The sequence below is a fragment of the Bizionia gelidisalsuginis genome, from assembly GCF_008086185.1.
GTDB lineage: Bacteria > Bacteroidota > Bacteroidia > Flavobacteriales > Flavobacteriaceae > Bizionia > Bizionia saleffrena.
This window is the reverse complement of record NZ_VSKN01000005.1, coordinates 51,491-70,858: the sequence shown is the minus strand read 5'-3', so window position 1 is coordinate 70,858 and position 19,368 is coordinate 51,491. Positions and strand designations below refer to the sequence as shown.

Here is a 19,368-nt window from a genome sequence, read left to right as displayed (position 1 = left end):
AAACGATTTTAAAATGAAAAAATTAGTATTACTCTTATTGCTTATCAGCTCATCAGTTTTTAGTCAGAACGCTAACGATGCCAAAGCACTTTTAAGCGAAGTGTCGCAAAAAGTAAAAAGCTACGATAATATTGCTATCGATTTTAAATATGCTTTAAACAATTCGGCCGAAAACATTCAGCAAGAAACACGCGGAGATGTTACTATGTTAGGTGAGAAATACAAATTGAATATTTTGGGCATTACAAGAATATTCGATGGTAAAACATTATATACGATTAGCCCTGAAGATGAAGAAGTTACTATTTCTTCAGAAAACGCACAAGGTGAAGGTAGCATTACCCCTAGCAAAATGTTATCGTTTTACGAGGATGGTTTCAGCTACAAAATGGATATCATTCAGAATGTAAAAGGGCGAAAAATTCAATATGTAAAACTAATTCCTATCGATTCAAACTCAGAGATAAAATTTATTCTTTTGGGTATCGATGTCCAAACCAAACATATCTATAATTTAATAGAAACAGGTAAAAACACTACGAGCACAACACTCACTGTTAATTCTTTTAAAACAAACGAGCCTATTTCGAAAACCTTGTTTACTTTTGACAAAAGTAAGTATAGTGACTACTATATTAATAACTTAGACTAGGCTACCCTTGAAAATACTAGATAGATATATATTAAGCTCTTATCTAAAAACTTTTATCAGCGTGTTTGTTATACTCATGCTGATTTTTGTATTACAAGCCATTTGGCTATACATTAAGGAGTTGGCAGGAAAAGATCTTGATTTAATTACGGTTGCCAAGTTTTTATTTTACATCACCCCTACTCTAATTCCGCTTATTTTACCTTTAACCATTTTATTATCTTCTATAATGGTCTTTGGAAATTTCGCCGAAAACTATGAGTTTGCCGCAATGAAATCTACCGGAATATCGCTACAACGCGCAATGTCTGGTTTAAGTGTTTTTATTGTTGGACTCGCCATAACCACTTTCTTTTTTAGTAATAACGTAATTCCTTGGGCGGAGTATAACAGTTACAATTTACGTAAAAACATTGCTAAGGTTAAACCCGCTATGGCTATAGCCGAAGGGCAGTTTAATCAAATTGGAGACAATTTTAATATTAAGGTTTCAAAGAAAACTGGTGATCGTGGACAATATTTAGAACAGGTTGTTATTCACCAATCTGAAGTTAATAAAATTGGAAATTATACTACTATTATTGCGAAAAACGGAGAATTAGTTAGCGAAATAGATTCCAATGTTCTTAAATTGATTTTATTTGATGGGTATTATTATAATGATACGCCACCAAAAGATATTCAAGAACGAAGAAAAGAGCCTTTTCTAAAAAGTGAGTTCGAAAAATACACAATGAATATTGATTTATCGAAATTGAATGAAGTCGATCTCGATGATAAAGCATACGATGATAAGTACACTATGCTTAACATTAGTGATTTATCGAAAACTACAGATTCCTTAGCTCAAGCCAGACAAACCACCTATACGGATTTTTCTACAACCTTATACAAACGCACAAATATTGAAACCCTAAATCTTACCGTAGACACCACAAGAGATTTGGAATTTACTGGAGATGTCCTAGATTTATTCAGTGCAAAACGCCAAGTTCAACTTATTGAATACGCTATAAACTCAATAAGCAGTACCACTAATATTATCACTTCTAAAAAAGCCGATTTAAAAGCTAAGACCACTACATTAAATAAACATATTATTGCCTTTCACGAAAAATTTGCCTTAGCATTCGCTTGTGTTATTCTGTTTTTTGTTGGCGCACCTTTAGGCGCATTAATTAGAAAAGGAGGTTTAGGTTTACCTATGATAATAGCCATTGTACTCTTTTTAAGTTATCATTTTATAGGTATTTTCGCCAAAAACAGCGCAAAAGACAGTAGCTTTAGTCCGGTGATAGCCACTTGGTTTTCTACTTTAATTATGTTGCCCTTAAGTATTTATTTAACGCGAAGAGCAACTGCCGACCGTGGTTTATTTGAATTTGATCATATTACCCAACCTATAAAAAAATGGTTTCAAAAGAAGTTCCCAAACAACAAATTAAATAAAGCTGAAGAGGAAACAGAAACTCTCGACGGTTTGAAAGTTACTCGTACTGATATAACACCAGTTGCTATTTCAGACAAAAACAGAGCGATTGCGAGCAGTACGCTCTTAAATTATAGAGTAGTTTCAAGAATAGCACTGGCGGCGTACAGCATTGCCATTGTTCTTTTTATCTCATTTTTTATATTAAAAAATAATAAACTACCTCAAATTGCGATCTCAGCACTGTATTTAAGCGCTATTTCGGCGGTGGTTTACGCGATTCATTTCTTAAAAGCATATATTAGTTACCGCGCTTACACCACGACTTTACACTTTAATAGACATAAAAAATCACCTGCTATATTACTTATCGGATTTATATTATTTCCCATCATTTATTTCAATAGACGCAGAAAATTCAAATTAGATATTGCTTAAAACATACCGATTAGCACTATCTTTATAACATTAAAACGGCATTGTAATGACAACAACAGAAGCTAAAACACAATTTAAATTAAATACCATTCAAGAAGCGATTAACGACATAAAGACCGGTAAGGTTATTATTGTTGTCGATGATGAAGACAGAGAAAATGAAGGTGATTTTATTGCTGCTGCCGAGTTAGTAACTCCAGAAATGATAAACTTTATGGCGACTCACGGACGGGGCTTAATTTGTGCACCGCTTACCGAGCACCACTGTAAAGATTTAGGTTTACATATGATGGTTACGAATAATACCGATCCTATGGAAACAGCATTTACCGTTTCGGTAGATTTAAAAGGGCAAGGGGTTACCACAGGAATTTCGGCCGGAGATCGAGCGCTAACAGTAAAGGCTTTAGTAGACGCAAAGACAAAACCATTCGATTTAGCACGACCAGGACATATTTTTCCTTTAGTAGCAAAAGAAGGTGGTGTATTACGTCGTACCGGACATACCGAAGCGGCAATAGATTTTGCACGTTTAGCGGGATTAAATCCTGCAGGTGTTATAGTTGAAATAATGAATGAAGACGGAACGATGGCGCGTTTACCGCAGCTTTTTGAGGTCGCGAAAAAGTTCGATTTAAAAATTGTTTCTATTGAAGATTTAGTGGCGTATAGAATGGATCACGATTCTTTAATTGATAAAAAAGAAGATTTTAATTTAGAAACGCGCTTCGGAACATTCCGATTAAGAGCCTACCAACAAACGACTAATAATCAAGTGCATATTGCGTTAACCAAGGGAGAGTGGACGACCAATGAACCTGTGTTAACCCGCGTGAATTCCACATTAGTAAATAATGACATCTTAGGAACGCTGACTAATAATGCCGACCAAAAGCTTGACGGTATGTTTAAAGTGATAAACGACGCTGGTAAAGGCGCTATTTTGTTTATAAACCAAGAAGCACAGTCCTTAAACTTACTGCAGCGTTTAAATGTGTTGAAAGAAACACAACAAGAAAAGACTTTAGTAAAAGCTCCTGCAATAAAAATGGATGCAAAAGATTTTGGTATTGGAGCACAGATTTTACACGATTTGAATATTCATAAATTGCAATTAATTTCTAACTCACAACAAACAAAACGGGTAGGGATGATTGGTTATGGTTTAGAAATCTTAGAATACGTGAATTACTAGTTGGTTTGAAAGGAGAAAGAAAGAGAGAAAAAATATAGAAACAAGACACCAGATTTTGTTTGAAATATAAATACAAAAAAGCGCAAATTAACTAAAGTTAATTTGCGCTTTTTTTTGCCTATTAGTTAAATTAATTAGAACCTTTTAAACAGACGCTTTAATAGCATCCACCATTAATTGTGCTCTACGCTTTACTTCCTCTTGCGACCACGCTAACTTAATTAAACACGAAATGTTTCTTGCGATATAGTGATTAGACTGTTCGAAGGTTTTGGTTTCTAAATATTTCAATCCGTTTTTGACTTCCGCAGAAATGGGATATAACGATTTTATATTTTTAAGATGACTCCATTCTCTTATGTAATGCCAATTGTTATCATAATAATGGAAACAACCATCTACACCACTTTCTTTTAATGCTTTCGACGCTTTTCTAGCACTCTCTAAATCTGGTAAAAAGAAGTTTAAAAAGGCATAGCTTTCCTCCCCTCCTTCCGGAACTGTTCTAAAGGTTACTTCTGGTATTTCAGCTAAAGCTTCACGTAATACTGTAAAATTATTTTTTTGTACCTCTAAAAACTCTGGTAAACGTTTTATTTGAGCCAAGCCCACCGCCGCGTGCAATTCTGAAATCCTGAAATTATAACCTAAATGCGGATGTGTTTCGGCACCTCTATCGCTTCCTATATGATCGTGACCGTGGTCGCTATACTGATCGGAATGTGAATAATAAGCGTCATTATTTGTAATGACCGCGCCACCTTCGCCACTCGTAATCGTTTTTACAAAATCGAAAGAAAAACAGCCCAAATCCCCAATACTTCCTAAAGGTTTGTTGTTAAATGTTCCTCCAATAGCTTGGCAAGCATCCTCAATTAGTAAGAGATTATTCGCTTTACAGATGGCTTCAAGTTCATTCATTCGCCCCATACTTCCGCACATCTGCACAACCATAACGGCCTTTGTTTTTGGTGTAATGGCCGCTTCAACCGCTTTTGGGTCTATAGCTAAGGTATCGTCTATATCTACCAAAACAGGAACTGCCCCAAGCATCATTATCGCTTCAAAACTCGCTACGAACGTAAACGTGGGCATAATCACCTCATCTCCCGCTCCAACACCAGCCGACGCCAAAGCAACGGTTACTGCTGCCGTACCACTAGATACCAGTTGAGCGTGTTGTGTTTTGAACGTGCGTTCTAATTCACGTTCCAATTCTTTGGCTTTCCAATGTCCGTTTCGCATTCCATCAAAACCATAGCGCATTAATACACCGTTATCTAATACATCTTGCACTTGCTTGCGTTCTTGTTCTCCAAAGCGTTCAAATCCTGGCATTTTTCTTCTTTTAAGGTGAACTCAAAATTAATTGAAATTCGTTAATAAAAAAAACCGCTCATCATTTAATTGCAGCGGTTTTTAAAGTGTATTTCTATTACAACATTAGTGACTGTTTTACAGTTCTATAACAGCGTCTGACAGTGGTTTTCGCACTTTTTTAAAGTCAGCAAACATATCATCTTCGGCTCTAAAGCCAATGGGCATTATTAATATAGATTTTAAATTTTTTGATTTCAAATCGAGAACCTCATCGTATTTATCGCCAACAAAACCTTCCATAGGACACGCATCAATTTTATGAAGGGCGCAAACCGTTAATAGGTTTCCCATCGCTAAATAGACTTGCTTTACTGCCCACGATTCAATGTCCACTTGCGATTTCTTATCAAAATCTTCAATTAAAAACTGCTTAAACGGATTTGTAATCGCATCTGGCGTGTTTCTGATGGCTTTAATCCTTTTAAAATACGTTTCTATATAATTAGTGTCAATTTTAGTTTCGATACAAAACACAAGCACATGAGAAGCTTGTTCTACTTGCGGCTGATTGAATGTATGCGCTACCAATTCCTTTTGCAGTGTTTTATTACTAAGGATAACTAATTTAATAGGCTGTAAGCCGTAAGAAGTCGCGGTTAAATTAAACGCCTCTTTTAATTGTTGTATATCCTGAGCGGAAAGCTGTTTATTCTTATTGAATTTTTTAGTGGCATAACGCCAATTTAACTGCTCTATTATTTCCATTACTCTTTAATTTAGTGTGCAAAAGTACTATTTGATTATTTTAAAAGATAATGTAATTAGAAAAATAATCGATAACTAACTTATTAATAAGGAGATAATGATTAAAAATAAAATAAAATAAAAAAAGGCGTAGATTTATTTGAAATAGTCTAAAAAGGATTCTATATTTGCACCCGCAATCAGGGCATACTTGATGAGACACTTGGAGAATTGGCAGAGTGGTCGAATGCGGCAGTCTTGAAAACTGTTGAGGGTCACACCTCCGGGGGTTCGAATCCCTCATTCTCCGCTAAAAGCCCCGTAAACGTAATGTTTACGGGGCTTTGCTTTTTAAGTTGACAGTAACGTTGACAGTTCTACTAAACCACATCCTATCTAAATTAATTTAGTGATAACCTCAAAAAATCACTTCTTAATGTTTGTTTTAAAAGTTAATTATTTCATTGCTCAAGGAAAAGCAATTTACTAATCGTATAATTAATGTCTGTTTATTAATTTCCAAACATTATTTCTATTTAACTTAAAATATTTTTTTTGAAGACACAACTTGTTACTTAAGTTAGCATTTTTACCTTTATTTTATATTAGATTCTTATACTATTATGTTCATATCGTTAAAATAATACTGTTAATGGAGTTGTATTTTATTTTTCATTAAAGTAATCATGAAAATTTCCTGTTTAATTTTACTTAACGATTAATCCTTAGTTATTAGACATTTTGTAGATGGATGTATCCTAAAAAAATAAAAGTACTTAGACTATCTTAACGTCAAATATAAACAGAGTGAAAAAAAAGTATAAAACTCACAACTTTATGAGATAAAATGAAAAATCTACTTACATTAGTTCCTGAATAAACAACGTCTGAAAATGAACAGAATCAAGGAAGTGTTGGAAGAAAAAGGTATAAAACAGATTTGGCTTGCCGAGAAGTTAGGGAAAAGTTACAATATGGTTAATGCTTATGCGCAAAATAGACAACAACCGAGATTAGAAACACTTATTAAAATTGCAGTGATACTTGACATTGACGTAAAAGAATTGATAATATCAAACAAGAAATAATGACCACACAACAAGTAATAGATAAAATATTCAAAGACCCAGCAGTAAAATATGAGCTTTCAGAGTTTGAAGGTTTGGGCATTTCTATCCACGATATGATTAACATCTATTCTAAAAATGGAACAGGAAAGCAAACAGGTAAAAAAATATACTACATCAAACCTTTGGCTTCAATGTATTCTGAAAAAGAAGAAATTCAAGTCTATGTAGAAGGTGGTAAATCTGCTGCTGAAGAAATTGTAAGACAATTGTGGGTGTATAAATTAATCAATTTTTACAATTATAAGCCTGAACAAATAGTTTGTGAAATTCCAGTTCAATTTGGCGTAGAGGTGAATACAAAACACGCAGATATTGCAGTTTATAGAGACGAATCTAAGGAAACGGTCAAACTACTTTTTGAAATTAAAAAACCAAAACGTAAAGACGGTATTGAGCAGCTTAAAAGTTATTTAGGAGCAAAAGGAAATCCAATTGGTATATGGTCTAATGGTACAGACCGTTTAATTTTATACAAACCTCAAAGCAAAGATTTTGATACCCTTTCAGAAGTACCCAAAGTCAATGAAGAGGAAAAAGATGTACTTGAAATAAAAAGAACATTAACACAATTAAAGCAATCATTCAACTTCAAAAAAATTATTCAAGACCTAGAAGAATTGGTTTTAGCAAATAGTGGAGCTGACGAGTTCAATGAGATATTTAAACTTATTTTCGCAAAAATATGGGACGAGAAAGAGGCTGATTCTAACAAGAAAACAAGACCTCATAAAGAGGTTGAGTTCAAAAAGTTTGAAGACCCTTCATTGACTTATGCTACAATTAATGGCTTATTTAGGAAGGCTTGTATTGAGTGGCAAGGAATATTTAAGGATAATGAGAATATCGAATTAAAACAAGACCACTTACAAGTATGTATAGGACCTATAGAACCTGTTCGTTTGATGGGTTCTAATTTGCGTATTATGGATGATGCTTTCGAGTATTTATTGCCTACAGAAGCAAAGAAAAAGAAAGGGCAGTTTTTTACACCTCGTCACGTTATCGAAATGTGTGTGCGTATGCTAAACCCACAAAGTGATGATTATGTGATGGATCCAAGTTGTGGTTCAGCAGGATTTTTATTACATACAATGGATTGGGCGTATCCAGCTTCAGGTACTGATGAATTAGAATTGAGAAAATCAAGATATGCTGGAAAATATCTTTGGGGCATTGATATTGAAGCAAGAGCTGCCAAAACCTCACGTGCATTAATGTTAATTGCAGGTGATGGCCATACAAATATCTTTGGTCCAGATGTAAGCAGTCTTGATCCAAGAGATTGGTATACCAATAAATCTGGTCAATATTTAATGACAGAGTTAAGTAAGACAAAACTACTTAAAGCGAAAATACCTCAAGGCGAAAATTTTACTGATAGTGATAAAGCCTGGGAGTACTTTGGTGAAATGAATTTTGATGTAATTCTTGCTAACCCACCGTTTGCTGGTGAAATGAAGGAAAGGAAAATGCTCATTCAATACGATTTAGCAAAACCAGCGTTAAAAAGAGCAAAAGATAAAACACCCAAAGAAGAACGAGACGTTTTATTTATAGAGCGTATTGTAAAAATGCTTCGCCCTGGTGGTAGAGCTGCAATTGTATTGCCACAAGGTAAATTCAATAACTCTTCTTTAGCGTTTATTAGAGAATGGATATTGCGTAAAGCTCGTTTGTTAGGGGTTGTTGGTTTACACGGCAATTCTTTTAAACCACACACAGGTACTAAAACATCAGTACTATTCATTCAGAAATATACAGATGAAGAATTGGCTGATATTATCAAGGTTCAAAACGAAGTCGAAAACCAATGTCCTGATTATGCAAAACAAATAGAAGAGGTATTAGCACAGTTTGAAGATGAGTTAGATATTCCTGAAGAAAACATTGCAGAAGAAATTTTTGAGTTACTCTTAGAAGAATATCCTGAACCTGAAATTGAAGAAGAGGAAACTGACGAAACAGAATCAGATGAAGAGGATGAAGAAAGCAACGAACCGTTATCTTTAGATGATAAGTTAGAAATCATTGAAGATAAAATAAGTGATTTAAAAAATGGTCTCTTAAAAGCAAAAGGTAAATTATCAGGCTTAGTAGATGTTGTAGAAGCTATGCAATTAACCCAAAAGGCAGAAATTGAAATAGCTAAAGAAAACCGTGATGGCACAATGAAAGAATTTAATGCAGCTTTTAAGCCTATTAAAGAACAGCATAAAGTAGCCATAAAAACCCTAAAAGACAGCCAAAAGGAAAAAGCAAAACAACTTAAAGCAGAGATTAAAAACTACGATAAACAAATACCACTTGCAGAAGAAGAAAAACTTTTGTTAACCAACAAAGGAAAATTACAATTACTCTTAAATAATGAGGATAGTATAGAAAAAATAAGAAACCGCTACATAGATGCAGAAGTAGCCAAACAATTAGACTACCCTATTTTTATGGCAGTAAGCGAAAGAGGTGGTAAAAACAATAGTGGTGATTACGAATATATGTTAGATGATGATGGCAACCTGATAGAAGATACTTTTGGTAACCCAGAGATAGATCAAGATTTAGTAAACCATAGCATTACAAGAGAAGATTTATTAACCCCAGACTTTGATTTTGAAAAAGCAGACTTAAACATAGCGGAAGCATTTGTTAAGTTTTGTAAGGAGCAAGGTTTTGATTTTTGGAAAAATTAAAAGAACCTATGGCAGTTTGGAACACAGTAAATCTCACAGATATTAAGCCTGATAGGTTTGATGCAGAGTATTTTAGAAAAGATTATCAAGATAACCTTTCTTATCTTAAAAAAACAGGTGATACTTATAAGTTTAGCCGATTATTCAAATATATTAAAAGAGGATCTCAACCACTATATTCTAATAATGGAACTATAAAAGCATTGCGCAGTGTTAATGTTGGTTTTATGAATTTTAATGAAACCAGACAAGAATACGTAACAGATTCTTTTTTTGAAACTAACAATAGAGGTCAAGTACAAAAAGAAGATGTATTAATTACATCTACAGGAGTTGGAACATTAGGCAGAACAAGTGTTTGGTTTTATAATGATAAAGCATATTGTGATGGGCATATTACTATTTTAAGAAATGGTAGTGTTGACCCTTATTTTATTACAGCTTTTTTAAACTCTAAATATGGTTTAATACAGTTCGATCAAAACTTTAGAGGTTCAAGTGGGCAAATAGAAATTTACCCTTATGATATTTCTAAATTTGTTATACCAGAATGTTTATTCCCGCATCAACAAGAAATTGGAGATTATTTAAGAAAGGCTTTTGAGCTACAACAAGAAGCTTATAAACAAAAACAAAAATCATCTGAAATTTTAGAAAGTGAATTAGGTTTAAATGACTTTCAAAAAGATGATAGTAAATTTAGAGTAACTCGGTTAACTGAACTAAGTGGTTCAAGAAGATTTGATGCTCAATGTTTTAAGCCAGAATTTCTTCAGTATGAGTTATTTATACGAGAAAATAATAAACACAATACTTTATCAGAACTTTTAAATAGAATCTTAAAAGGTAATCAACAGTTTATTAGTTCAAAAGGAGATAAGCCATATGTTAGTATTAAGGATATATCAGGGATAGATGTAATAGCAAAAGGAAATGTTTCTATTCCATTATCAAAAGCTATTAATGAAGATTTACTTTTAGCTGTTACTGGAGCTACCATTGGTAAGATAGGGATTGTTAATAGGTATCCTTCTATTAGTTTTTCTGGTGATATATTAGGCTTGTCTGTAAATAAAGAGAAGATTTCACCTTGGTATTTGTTAGCTGTTTTATCAAGTCCAATAGGGCAGACACAATTCAATAGATGGGTTACTGGTTCTACAAATGGACATTTAAGTCCGTCAGATGTAAGAAAAATTATTGTTCCCAGAATTGATTCTTTACAAGAAGATAAAATTGAAAACTTATTAAGAACATCATTAAAGTCCCTTGCGAAATCTGAAGAGTTATTGCTCAAAGCCAAAAACAGAGTTGAAGAATTAATAGAAGTAGCAGCGACAAAATAAATATACTATGGCACAAACAGACAAAGAATTATTGCAAGAACTCTGTACCCAATACAATGTTGGGTTTGATAAGGTAGAAAAATTATTAGCTACGGTAAAAGAGTATCAATTTAAAGACAACCGTAGAGGGGTTTATGATGCCTTAAAAGATATTATTAAGTCAGACCTTAAAAAAGCAAGCAATGAAAATTAGCGAATTAAAACTTCAGAATTTTAGAGGCTATAAAGAGTTTGTAGTAAACTTCAACCCAAAATTCAATTTAATAATTGGAGAAAATGGTAGCGGTAAAACAGCACTTTTAGAAGCTCTAACGGTTGCAATGGGATCTTTTTTCTTGGGTATTAGAAACACTAATGCACGAAGTATCTATAAAAAAGATATACATATTGCTAATTATGACTATAGTGAAGAGTATTTATTTCCTGTTCGTGTTGAAGCGTCAGGTATTGTTTTAGAAAACAATGTTAATTGGGCTAGAGAATTAAATGGAACAAAAAATAGGACCACTACTACAGAAGCAGAAGAACTCAAACGAATAGGAAAGCGCATAGAAGCTAAAGTTAGAGAGGGAGAGCAAGAAAATTTACCATTATTAACATATTATGCAACTGGTCGTCTTTTTGATGAAGCAAGAAATATGAATGGTAAAGAGAAGTCAGAAACAATTAAAGCACCTATTGCTTCTAGATTTAGGGCTTATAGCAGATGTTTAGAAGCTAAATCTACTCACAAGGATTTTCAAAAATGGTTTAGAGGTAAAGAGTTGGCAAGAATACAAAGAGGTCAAACAGAAACAAGTTTAGATGTTGTAAAAAAAGCCATTGTAGATAATATACCTAATTGCAAAAACATATTTTTTGAATTTGATCCTGATAAACCACAAGGGTTAAAAATTGAATTACAAGATGGTCGCGTACTACCTTTTAATATGTTAAGTGATGGTACACGTAACTTCTTTGCGATAGTGGCAGATATAGCTTTTAAATGTGTAACACTAAATCCTCATCTTCAAGAAAATGCTTTAACAGAAACAAAAGGAATTGTACTAATAGATGAATTGGATTTACACTTACATCCAGAATGGCAAAGGAAAATTGTACACGTTTTAAAAGATACATTTCCAGATATTCAATTTATAGTAACTACACACTCGCCTTTTATAATTCAAGAAACTGGTGAAGAAGAATTAATAGTACTTAAAGAAAACGCAGTAAATCAAGTTACTAGTGGAATAAATTTAAGTATTGAAGATATAGCGGAAGAATTACAAGAAGTTGACAATCCACAATGGAGTAAGTCTAGACAAGAAATGTTTGAAGTCGCTAGTAAATATTATAAAGCAGTTAAAGAAGGAACTGATACTGCAGAAATGAAGGCTGAATTAGATGAAGCTATGAAACCTTTTTCTTTAGACACTGCCTTTTATGCCATTATCGAACAAGAAAAAATTATACAGGAATATAAAAAAAATAAACAATGAGGCCTGTAGATAAAGGAATAGCGCCTAAAGTGTACACGGATTACGGAAAGGCACGACACGATTTAGCGGAAAGACTTGGTTATTATTGCTCTTATTGCGAAATGAAAGTATTTAATTCAATTGAAGTAGAGCATATTTTGCCTCAAAACCAAGGAGGTGCAGTAGTAGATTGGAATAATTTTTTATTGTCTTGTAAGTACTGTAATACCATAAAGAGTGATCACAATGCCAATACAACGGACTATATCTGGCCTGATATAGATAATACAGATTTAGCTTTTGAATATTCAGAAGTAGATGTTATTAAGCCAAAAGGCATATTAACTGCAGCTTTAAATATTAAAGCAGTTTCTACAATTAATCTTATGGGTTTAAATAGAATACCAGGAGGAATAAAAAGTCCTACTGAAGCAGATACTAGATGGAGGTCTAGAAAAGAAGTGTGGGACAAGGCTAAAGAAAATTATAACAACTGGGTACAAGCACCAATAATTCAAATGGCAAAAGTTATTGCTAATTGTGCTTTATTGAGTGGTCATTATTCTATATGGTCCGAAGTTTTTAAAGGTGATCAATTAGTTTTGGCAGAAATAGATAGAGTTTACGCAGTAAAAGGTCTTTTTAAAGACTTGGATCAAAACGGAATTAGAGTAATAAGAGGTAATGGTCAAATATAAAGAGTATGAAATTTAACAAACTAACCATAGAGAACTATAAGTCGTTTCAATATCCTACAGCTATTGATTTTCCTCAAAGTAGCGAAGGTAAAAGTATCTTCTTAATAGGTGGTATGAATGGAGCTGGTAAAACCTCTATTATGGAAGCCATAAACATTTGCCTGTATGGTGCTAAAACAGATTTTTTATACAAATACATTAACCGTAAAGAGTTGGCAAAAGGGAATGCGTTTGTTTCTTTTGAATTAGAGTTAGAAACGGACGAACACGAAACTATTTTAATCAATAGATCTTGGAGTGCAGGTGCTACAGATAGCCCTAAACATAAAGATTTAACCGAAAAATTAGTAGTAGTAAAAAATGGCAAACGTGTAAGTGTCCAAAATAAAGAAATGTGGCAAGATTATATTAATGCTACTATACCAAAAGGTATTACACAATTTTTCTTTTTTGATGGAGAAAAAATACAAGAAATTGCAGCAGACGACCATTCAGAAGTTCGATTAAAATCATCTTTAGAAGCAGCATTAGGTATTCAATACATTTCTCGTTTATCAAGTGATGTGTTGTACTTAAAGCAAGAAGAACGCAAAGGCTTTGTAGAAATTACAGATGAAGATATTACGTTTAAAGAAAGTGAGTTAAAAAAAGAACAACGTAAACTAACCAACAAAACACAAGAGCGTGACGATTTATCGGAAGAATTAGAACGTTTTAAAAGTGATAAAGAAGAAGCACAAACAAGGTTTAAAGCTATTTTTAATTTAGACCCTGAATCTTCAGAAGTAATCAAACAAAAGGAGAAAAAACGCATCCAATTATCTAACAAAAGCAATCAGTTAGACAATCAAATAAAAAATCTAACAGAACAGCATTTACCCTGGGCATTGGCAGGAAAACTCTTTGATGATGTAAAACAGCAAATCAACTTAGAAAGCCAGAGTAAAAAACAAAATGCTATCTCAGAAAATGCGGTGGCATTGGCTCAAAAAATTGTAGAAAACTTTGATACACCAGAGCCTATTACATCAGCACCACTTACTGCAAGTCAAAAAGAGAAACTACACCAAAGAGTTTTAGGTTTATTGCAAGAAAATAAGTCCGCAGATGAAGTAGTTAAAATCTTAAACCTATCAGACAGAGACACCGCTAAGGTGCTGAATAAAATTGAAGAAATAGAACAAAGTGATGTTTTACAATTAGAAGATTTAATCAAAGAAAAATCGGAATTGGATTTTGAAATTCGTTCTATACAAGCCAGTTTAGAAACATCTGGTACTACAGATAGCGAAAAGGAATTATTTGAAGAATTACAAAGTACTATTGAAGGCTCTAATACACAAATAGGAAGGCTCTCAGTACGTTTGTCTAATTGCAACGAAGAATTAGTTCATATTGAAAATAAAATAAAGGAAATAGAATTAGAAATTGGCAAATTGTATGACAAGCACAATTTCTCTAAAGAGAAAGTTGATTTCATAGAAGAATGTGATGCTATTGCTAATTTAATGACCACCTATATGGTGAAGTTGAGAAAGAACAAAGTACATCTATTACAGGAAAAAACCTTTGAGATGTATAAAATGCTTTCCAGTAAATCAGGTTTAATCAAAGATTTAGAAATTGACAACAAAACCTACGAAATTACGATAAGAGATAAAAGCGGACATACAATGCGTAAGTCTGGTTTATCAGCAGGTGAAAAAGAAGTGTTTGCATTGTCTTTACTTTGGGGTTTAGCCCAAACTTCTCAATTGAATTTACCAATTATTATTGATACGCCTTTATCAAGGTTAGATAGCATACATAGAGATAATATTGTTAATCATTATTTCCCAAATGCAGCTAATCAAGTAATCATTTTATCTACAGATACAGAGGTAGATAATAATTACTTTAAAAACTTAGAGCCACACCTTACAGGTGCAGCAAGTTTAGAATTTAGTCAAAACAATGAATTAACCACCGTAAAAGAAGGTTACTTCTGGAATTAAAAAATAGAATATGGCTGATAGATTATATACATCATTAAAAACAGACGAAATAATTAGTGCTTTTAGAGCAAATACAAAATTGGATAAAGCAATTTTGGCTCGTATGGCATTCTCATATTCTTTAGTACGTACAGGAAAAGAGGTTATTAAAAGTACCAATTTTACTGGAGGAGAAATGAAAAGAACTTCTTTCTTTAGTAAAGATGAACATTTAGTAAAAACATTAGTAAATCAAGTTTATCAAATAGAAGACTTGGACGAAAACCAGTTTTACAGCAATAAATCTATTGTAAAAGATCACGTAGATAATGGGGCTATTTTATTATGGGACCTATTCCAAAAGAATGGAGAGGATATTAATAAATGGTATTCAGAAATTGTATCTACAATACATTTGTCAGGTGGTAAAAAACTAAAAACAAAAGATTTAGACATATTTATTGGTAGAGATATTCTGCACAATAACGATTTAATAATGGCATTGAATGATACTGCAATTCACGCCAATTCTCATTTAGCTATAATGGGAAAACCTGGTGTTGGTAAAACACAGTTTTTATTAAAGATTTTAGCAGATATTAGGATTCAATCAGATTATCAAACCAATTTTATATTCTTTGATTATAAAGGTGATGTAGTAGATAGTGAAACTTTCATTGATGTATCAAGAGCAAGAACCTATAAGCTATTACAAAACAACGAGTACTTGCCTATTAGTCCTTTCATCCTGCCTGATTATAACGAACAAGACATACAGTTATCAGCAAGAGAAAAAGCAGAGAGCTTTGCATCTATAAACTCAAAATTAGGAGTAGTTCAAAAAGGTGCATTAACAGAAGCAATAGTTGCTGGTTATGCTATGCGTGCAAATTCAGACAAACCGTTTCCAGATTTTAATGATGTATTAGAATTAGCATTAGCAGCCTATGAAGAAGAAGGTAAAAGAGATGATTCTTTAATTGAAGTATTAAGAGATTTAGCCAATTTTAATTTATTCTGGTCTCACGGTTCAAGTTTACCACCAATGGATAAAATTAGTAATCGTTCTATGATTATTGATGTTCATAAAATGCCTGTATTAAAAGAATTGATTGGGTATTTAGTAATAGAGCGTTTATATAAAGAAATGGCTTCTTTACCAGATAGTCCAATAAAAGATGGAAGAAGAACATTAAGAACCATTTTAGTAATTGATGAAGCACATAACTATTTAGGTCAAAAAAATATTTTCTTAGAAAAAATTATACGTGAAGGTCGTTCAAAAGGTATTGTAGTATTCTTTGCTTCGCAATCACCATCAGATTATCAGCAAAAGTTTTTCAATTTCCAAGAGCTTTTAGAGTTCTCATACATCTTTCAAAGTGAAGGTACCTCTGCAAAAGCTATTCAAGATATTTTAGGTTGTAGCAATAAAACAGCAAAAGATTTACAGTCAGAAATTGCCAAATTGGAACCTTTCCAAGTAATCAGCAGAAGTAATATTAAAACCGACGAATTTATGAAATTTACAGCAGAACCATTTTATAAAAATTATTAGCAAACGCAAGATCAAGCACATTTAAAATTTGCTCGTGCTTCATAAATTTAAAAGTGCTTTCATACGAACGCTAGAAAGTTTTCAAAAAGAAAAGCTAAACCCTTTTTTATATAAAAAATATAGAGCATTAGTGCTATACAGAATGGTTTGTTAACATTTACCAGTGTAAAATCAGCCTTTTTGATAAATAAAGAAATTTTTGAGAGCCTATTTTTTACCGTTTAAATTTAGGTTAAACGAAAATGAAAACACTTATTTAGTCGTTGGTTTAGACCACAGACGTGAACAAAAAGCTACTATATAAATGCTTATCAATAATAATAGTTTTTCTGAATCAACATTTTCTTCATTAATTAAAATGTACTCGAATTAAATACTTATCAGCATATGTTTAAACTTCTTTTTTTGAAGAATATTGAATTAAGATTTTAACTTTGTTTTTCTTGTTAAAATCTTAACTTGGCCTAACTCATAAAAATCTATATATCAACGGGCTCAACTAATAAATAACTTAAATGTATTACAAATTAAAATCATTTTTTGAGTAAAAATAATTGTTAGAAAAACCTTTCACGAAATCTATTCTATTTTCATAACACCTCTTCTCACTAAATAATCGATCTTTGGATCAATTACATCGTAATATTTAATCTTATTATCACCCAAAACTTCATCTTCCCTTATTAATTTATATTGAATCATTAAATTAATTTGACCTTCCGATTTAGCTGTTCTTTGGTTAAAAGCATCATTCAGATGTTTAATATGAAATCTAGTTAGCCTAGTCTTTAAAATTCTATTTATCATTGCCTTAATATCCTTATTCTTGCTAGATTTGGACGGATAAATTGAATCGTAATTAAAATTAGAACTAAAATTAATTAAGCCTTTTGAAATATACTTCGCTTCAAATAGCGAAACTCCTTGATTATTATTTGACTGTTCATTATATATAACTCCTAAAGCAGATATTAAATCGCGTGGTGAATTATGACTTATTCTTATTAACTCCTCCTTATCGTTGCTGTTTTCAATAAGCCTATCAAGATTCAATTTATTGTTCGAAAAATATTTAATTCTTTTATTTATTAAAGGTTCCAAATCCGAATCCTTCCATCTAATATCTATAGATTCAAATTTGTCAAATCGGACGACCTTAGCTAATTCAATTCTCAATTCCGACCATAAGCTAAAGCCAATTGCAAATTTATCATTTAACAGAAGTTCAGTATCTGTTAGTATCTCTCTTGTAAAATCACTAATCTTAGTAATATCCTGCTGTAACTCCTGAAATTCATCAATTTTATCGAAAAGAATTACTGTGTTTTTGAAACCAACAGTTTTTATTATATCTAATAACTCATCTAAAATTGATTTTAATTGAATGCGTGTAAATTTTTTTTCTTTAATGTCTATTTTTTCAAATTCGATTAAATCTATTTCGCCAAAATAATTTTTATATGCACTTTGAACATTGACATTTTCAATACCTAAAGACTCTCTGATAAAAGTAGAACCAATTGATATTAATGTTGAAGTAACCTGATTCGTACTACGTAGTAAAAATCTATTAAAAAAATTCCTAATATTATTCGTTGTCTTTACTTTATGAACATTATCATAAATATTGTCATACTCCGTTTTACTTAAAGTTTCAAAAAATAATCTAATGAATAATGCTAATTTTTCTTTTTTTATTTTATCTAATTTATTGACGCATTTAGGGTTTTTGTTTAAAAAAATTGAGAGTTTTGTAGTTAGGGATTTTATTATTAATAAAATTAGTGCATTCTCATTATTACTTATCGGAATTTCATCAAACCTGTCTATTTTAACAGTTAGGTTTTTAGTCTTTTCTAAATCTTCTTGTAACTTATTGATAATTGATGACTTACCGTGTCCTCTCTGCCCAATAATAAATCTACTATCGCCATTAGATAAATCGTTTAATAAAGTATTATAATAATTTGGTTCGTAGAAAATCTCATCTAAAAATTCAAGTTCTTGTTCTGAGGATTTTTTTGAGAAAGGATTCTTTGTAAAACCTATATTAGAGTTTAATGTCATAATTTTATTTTAATTTACTATGCCTGTTTTAAATAATTACATAATTCTTTGGAGATAACAAATTAGAAACTTAACCCCTAATAATATACTGTTTACCTTAGGTTATTATTCGCTTTAAACTATCCCTAGTAACTGCGCTAAGGTATTGAAACATTATATAATAATATTGAATAAATCTCCAAAATTAAGCGCTGGAAGTTAATATTTGCGCCTCCTACTGAAATGTACTTGAATTAAGTACTTAATAGAGTCCTCTAATGTATATTCCAATGCAGATTGTTTTTTTTTTTTTTAACTACCAAATCCCTCTTCAATAAATTAATAAGCTTGACTCGCTCATCGAGGTCTAAACCTTTTGCTATTACATAAACATCCTTACCTTTCATCTTGAATATATTATTTAAAAAAAGCTAAAGGTATTAAATATGTTGAATTGTTGAAAAATCAATCCACTATCAGTAAAACAGTGTAGAGCAAGAACAACAAATGTTCAACAATAATTCAACAGCTATACTTTTATGTGTTGAATTACTATTGAACATATTATTTAATCGGTCTAAAAAAGTACTTTATATTGTTGCGGCTTGTTGTACTAATATTTAAACTTGTTGCACTTTTGTTGTTCTTATTTTAAACTTGTTTTTTCTTGTTGCAGTTTTGTTTTTTCTTGT

14 protein-coding genes and 1 tRNA gene are annotated in these 19,368 nt (G+C 32.0%); 12 read left to right on the top strand and 3 right to left on the bottom strand.

Annotated features, from left to right (window positions below; all coding sequences use genetic code 11):
- Positions 1 to 13 precede the first annotated feature (13 nt).
- The 3 genes from ES677_RS05380 (at position 14) to ribB (ending at position 3,714) form a co-directional block, all read left to right on the top strand.
- A complete protein-coding gene (locus ES677_RS05380) occupies positions 14 to 652 on the top strand; it encodes a LolA family protein (RefSeq protein WP_148380674.1) in 639 nt (212 codons plus the stop codon).
- Between the two features lie 61 nt (positions 653 to 713).
- Positions 714 to 2,519, top strand: a complete 1,806-nt coding sequence (locus ES677_RS05375; RefSeq protein ID WP_246124377.1) for an LptF/LptG family permease — start codon at positions 714 to 716, stop codon at positions 2,517 to 2,519.
- A gap of 46 nt (positions 2,520 to 2,565) precedes the next feature.
- Positions 2,566 to 3,714 carry a 3,4-dihydroxy-2-butanone-4-phosphate synthase gene (gene ribB / locus ES677_RS05370; protein WP_148380672.1) on the top strand — a complete coding sequence of 383 codons (1,149 nt, stop codon included), beginning with the start codon at positions 2,566 to 2,568 and terminating at the stop codon, positions 3,712 to 3,714.
- 144 nt (positions 3,715 to 3,858) lie between these two features.
- On the opposite strand, the gene ES677_RS05365 is transcribed toward ribB, so the two are convergent.
- The gene (locus ES677_RS05365; protein WP_148380671.1) at positions 3,859 to 5,052 is read right to left on the bottom strand and encodes a DegT/DnrJ/EryC1/StrS family aminotransferase; all 1,194 of its coding nucleotides are present in this window, start codon (positions 5,050 to 5,052) and stop codon (positions 3,859 to 3,861) included.
- Between the two features lie 117 nt (positions 5,053 to 5,169).
- Positions 5,170 to 5,799: an NAD(P)H-dependent oxidoreductase gene (locus tag ES677_RS05360; protein WP_148380670.1), complete on the bottom strand. Its 630-nt coding sequence runs from the start codon at positions 5,797 to 5,799 to the stop codon at positions 5,170 to 5,172.
- A gap of 204 nt (positions 5,800 to 6,003) precedes the next feature.
- On the opposite strand from ES677_RS05360, the gene ES677_RS05355 reads away from it, so the two are divergent.
- The 9 genes from ES677_RS05355 to ES677_RS05315 all read left to right on the top strand — a co-directional run bounded on the left by ES677_RS05355 (position 6,004) and on the right by ES677_RS05315 (position 16,630).
- Positions 6,004 to 6,088: transfer RNA gene (locus ES677_RS05355), tRNA-Ser, on the top strand.
- A gap of 583 nt (positions 6,089 to 6,671) precedes the next feature.
- The gene (locus ES677_RS05350; RefSeq protein ID WP_148380669.1) at positions 6,672 to 6,866 is read left to right on the top strand and encodes a helix-turn-helix domain-containing protein; all 195 of its coding nucleotides are present in this window, start codon (positions 6,672 to 6,674) and stop codon (positions 6,864 to 6,866) included.
- The gene (locus ES677_RS05345) at positions 6,866 to 9,595 is read left to right on the top strand and encodes a restriction endonuclease subunit M (RefSeq protein ID WP_148380668.1); all 2,730 of its coding nucleotides are present in this window, start codon (positions 6,866 to 6,868) and stop codon (positions 9,593 to 9,595) included. The genes ES677_RS05350 and ES677_RS05345 overlap by 1 nt, the downstream gene beginning before the upstream one ends.
- The gene (locus ES677_RS05340; RefSeq protein ID WP_148380667.1) at positions 9,583 to 10,941 is read left to right on the top strand and encodes a restriction endonuclease subunit S domain-containing protein; all 1,359 of its coding nucleotides are present in this window, start codon (positions 9,583 to 9,585) and stop codon (positions 10,939 to 10,941) included. Before ES677_RS05345 ends, ES677_RS05340 begins: the two co-directional genes overlap by 13 nt.
- 7 nt (positions 10,942 to 10,948) lie before the next feature.
- Positions 10,949 to 11,134 carry a DNA modification system-associated small protein gene (locus tag ES677_RS05335; protein ID WP_148380666.1) on the top strand — a complete coding sequence of 62 codons (186 nt, stop codon included), beginning with the start codon at positions 10,949 to 10,951 and terminating at the stop codon, positions 11,132 to 11,134.
- On the top strand, positions 11,124 to 12,422 hold the full coding sequence (locus ES677_RS05330; protein ID WP_148380665.1) for an AAA family ATPase: 1,299 nt from the start codon (positions 11,124 to 11,126) through the stop codon (positions 12,420 to 12,422). The genes ES677_RS05335 and ES677_RS05330 overlap by 11 nt, the downstream gene beginning before the upstream one ends.
- The gene (locus tag ES677_RS05325; RefSeq protein ID WP_148380664.1) at positions 12,419 to 13,099 is read left to right on the top strand and encodes an HNH endonuclease; all 681 of its coding nucleotides are present in this window, start codon (positions 12,419 to 12,421) and stop codon (positions 13,097 to 13,099) included. Before ES677_RS05330 ends, ES677_RS05325 begins: the two co-directional genes overlap by 4 nt.
- Positions 13,100 to 13,104: 5 nt before the next feature.
- A complete protein-coding gene (dndD, locus tag ES677_RS05320; RefSeq protein WP_148380663.1) occupies positions 13,105 to 15,093 on the top strand; it encodes a DNA sulfur modification protein DndD in 1,989 nt (662 codons plus the stop codon).
- A gap of 10 nt (positions 15,094 to 15,103) precedes the next feature.
- Positions 15,104 to 16,630 carry an ATP-binding protein gene (locus ES677_RS05315; RefSeq protein ID WP_148380662.1) on the top strand — a complete coding sequence of 509 codons (1,527 nt, stop codon included), beginning with the start codon at positions 15,104 to 15,106 and terminating at the stop codon, positions 16,628 to 16,630.
- A gap of 579 nt (positions 16,631 to 17,209) precedes the next feature.
- On the opposite strand, the gene ES677_RS05310 is transcribed toward ES677_RS05315, so the two are convergent.
- Positions 17,210 to 18,697 (bottom strand): P-loop ATPase, Sll1717 family, encoded by a 1,488-nt coding sequence (locus ES677_RS05310; protein ID WP_148380661.1) that lies wholly within the window; start codon positions 18,695 to 18,697, stop codon positions 17,210 to 17,212.
- Positions 18,698 to 19,368: the final 671 nt, after the last annotated feature.

Excerpts from the sequence above, each read along its gene's own strand:
- dndD (WP_148380663.1), top strand. The coding sequence starts at position 13,105 with ATGAAATTTAACAAACTAACCATAGAGAACTATAAGTCGTTTCAATAT.
- ES677_RS05365 (WP_148380671.1), bottom strand. The coding sequence starts at position 5,052 with ATGCCAGGATTTGAACGCTTTGGAGAACAAGAACGCAAGCAAGTGCAA.
- ES677_RS05335 (WP_148380666.1), top strand. The coding sequence starts at position 10,949 with ATGGCACAAACAGACAAAGAATTATTGCAAGAACTCTGTACCCAATAC.
- ES677_RS05325 (WP_148380664.1), top strand. The coding sequence starts at position 12,419 with ATGAGGCCTGTAGATAAAGGAATAGCGCCTAAAGTGTACACGGATTAC.
- ES677_RS05360 (WP_148380670.1), bottom strand. The coding sequence starts at position 5,799 with ATGGAAATAATAGAGCAGTTAAATTGGCGTTATGCCACTAAAAAATTC.
- ribB (WP_148380672.1), top strand. The coding sequence starts at position 2,566 with ATGACAACAACAGAAGCTAAAACACAATTTAAATTAAATACCATTCAA.
- ES677_RS05345 (WP_148380668.1), top strand. The coding sequence starts at position 6,866 with ATGACCACACAACAAGTAATAGATAAAATATTCAAAGACCCAGCAGTA.
- ES677_RS05350 (WP_148380669.1), top strand. The coding sequence starts at position 6,672 with ATGAACAGAATCAAGGAAGTGTTGGAAGAAAAAGGTATAAAACAGATT.
- ES677_RS05330 (WP_148380665.1), top strand. The coding sequence starts at position 11,124 with ATGAAAATTAGCGAATTAAAACTTCAGAATTTTAGAGGCTATAAAGAG.
- ES677_RS05380 (WP_148380674.1), top strand. The coding sequence starts at position 14 with ATGAAAAAATTAGTATTACTCTTATTGCTTATCAGCTCATCAGTTTTT.
- ES677_RS05310 (WP_148380661.1), bottom strand. The coding sequence starts at position 18,697 with ATGACATTAAACTCTAATATAGGTTTTACAAAGAATCCTTTCTCAAAA.
- ES677_RS05315 (WP_148380662.1), top strand. The coding sequence starts at position 15,104 with ATGGCTGATAGATTATATACATCATTAAAAACAGACGAAATAATTAGT.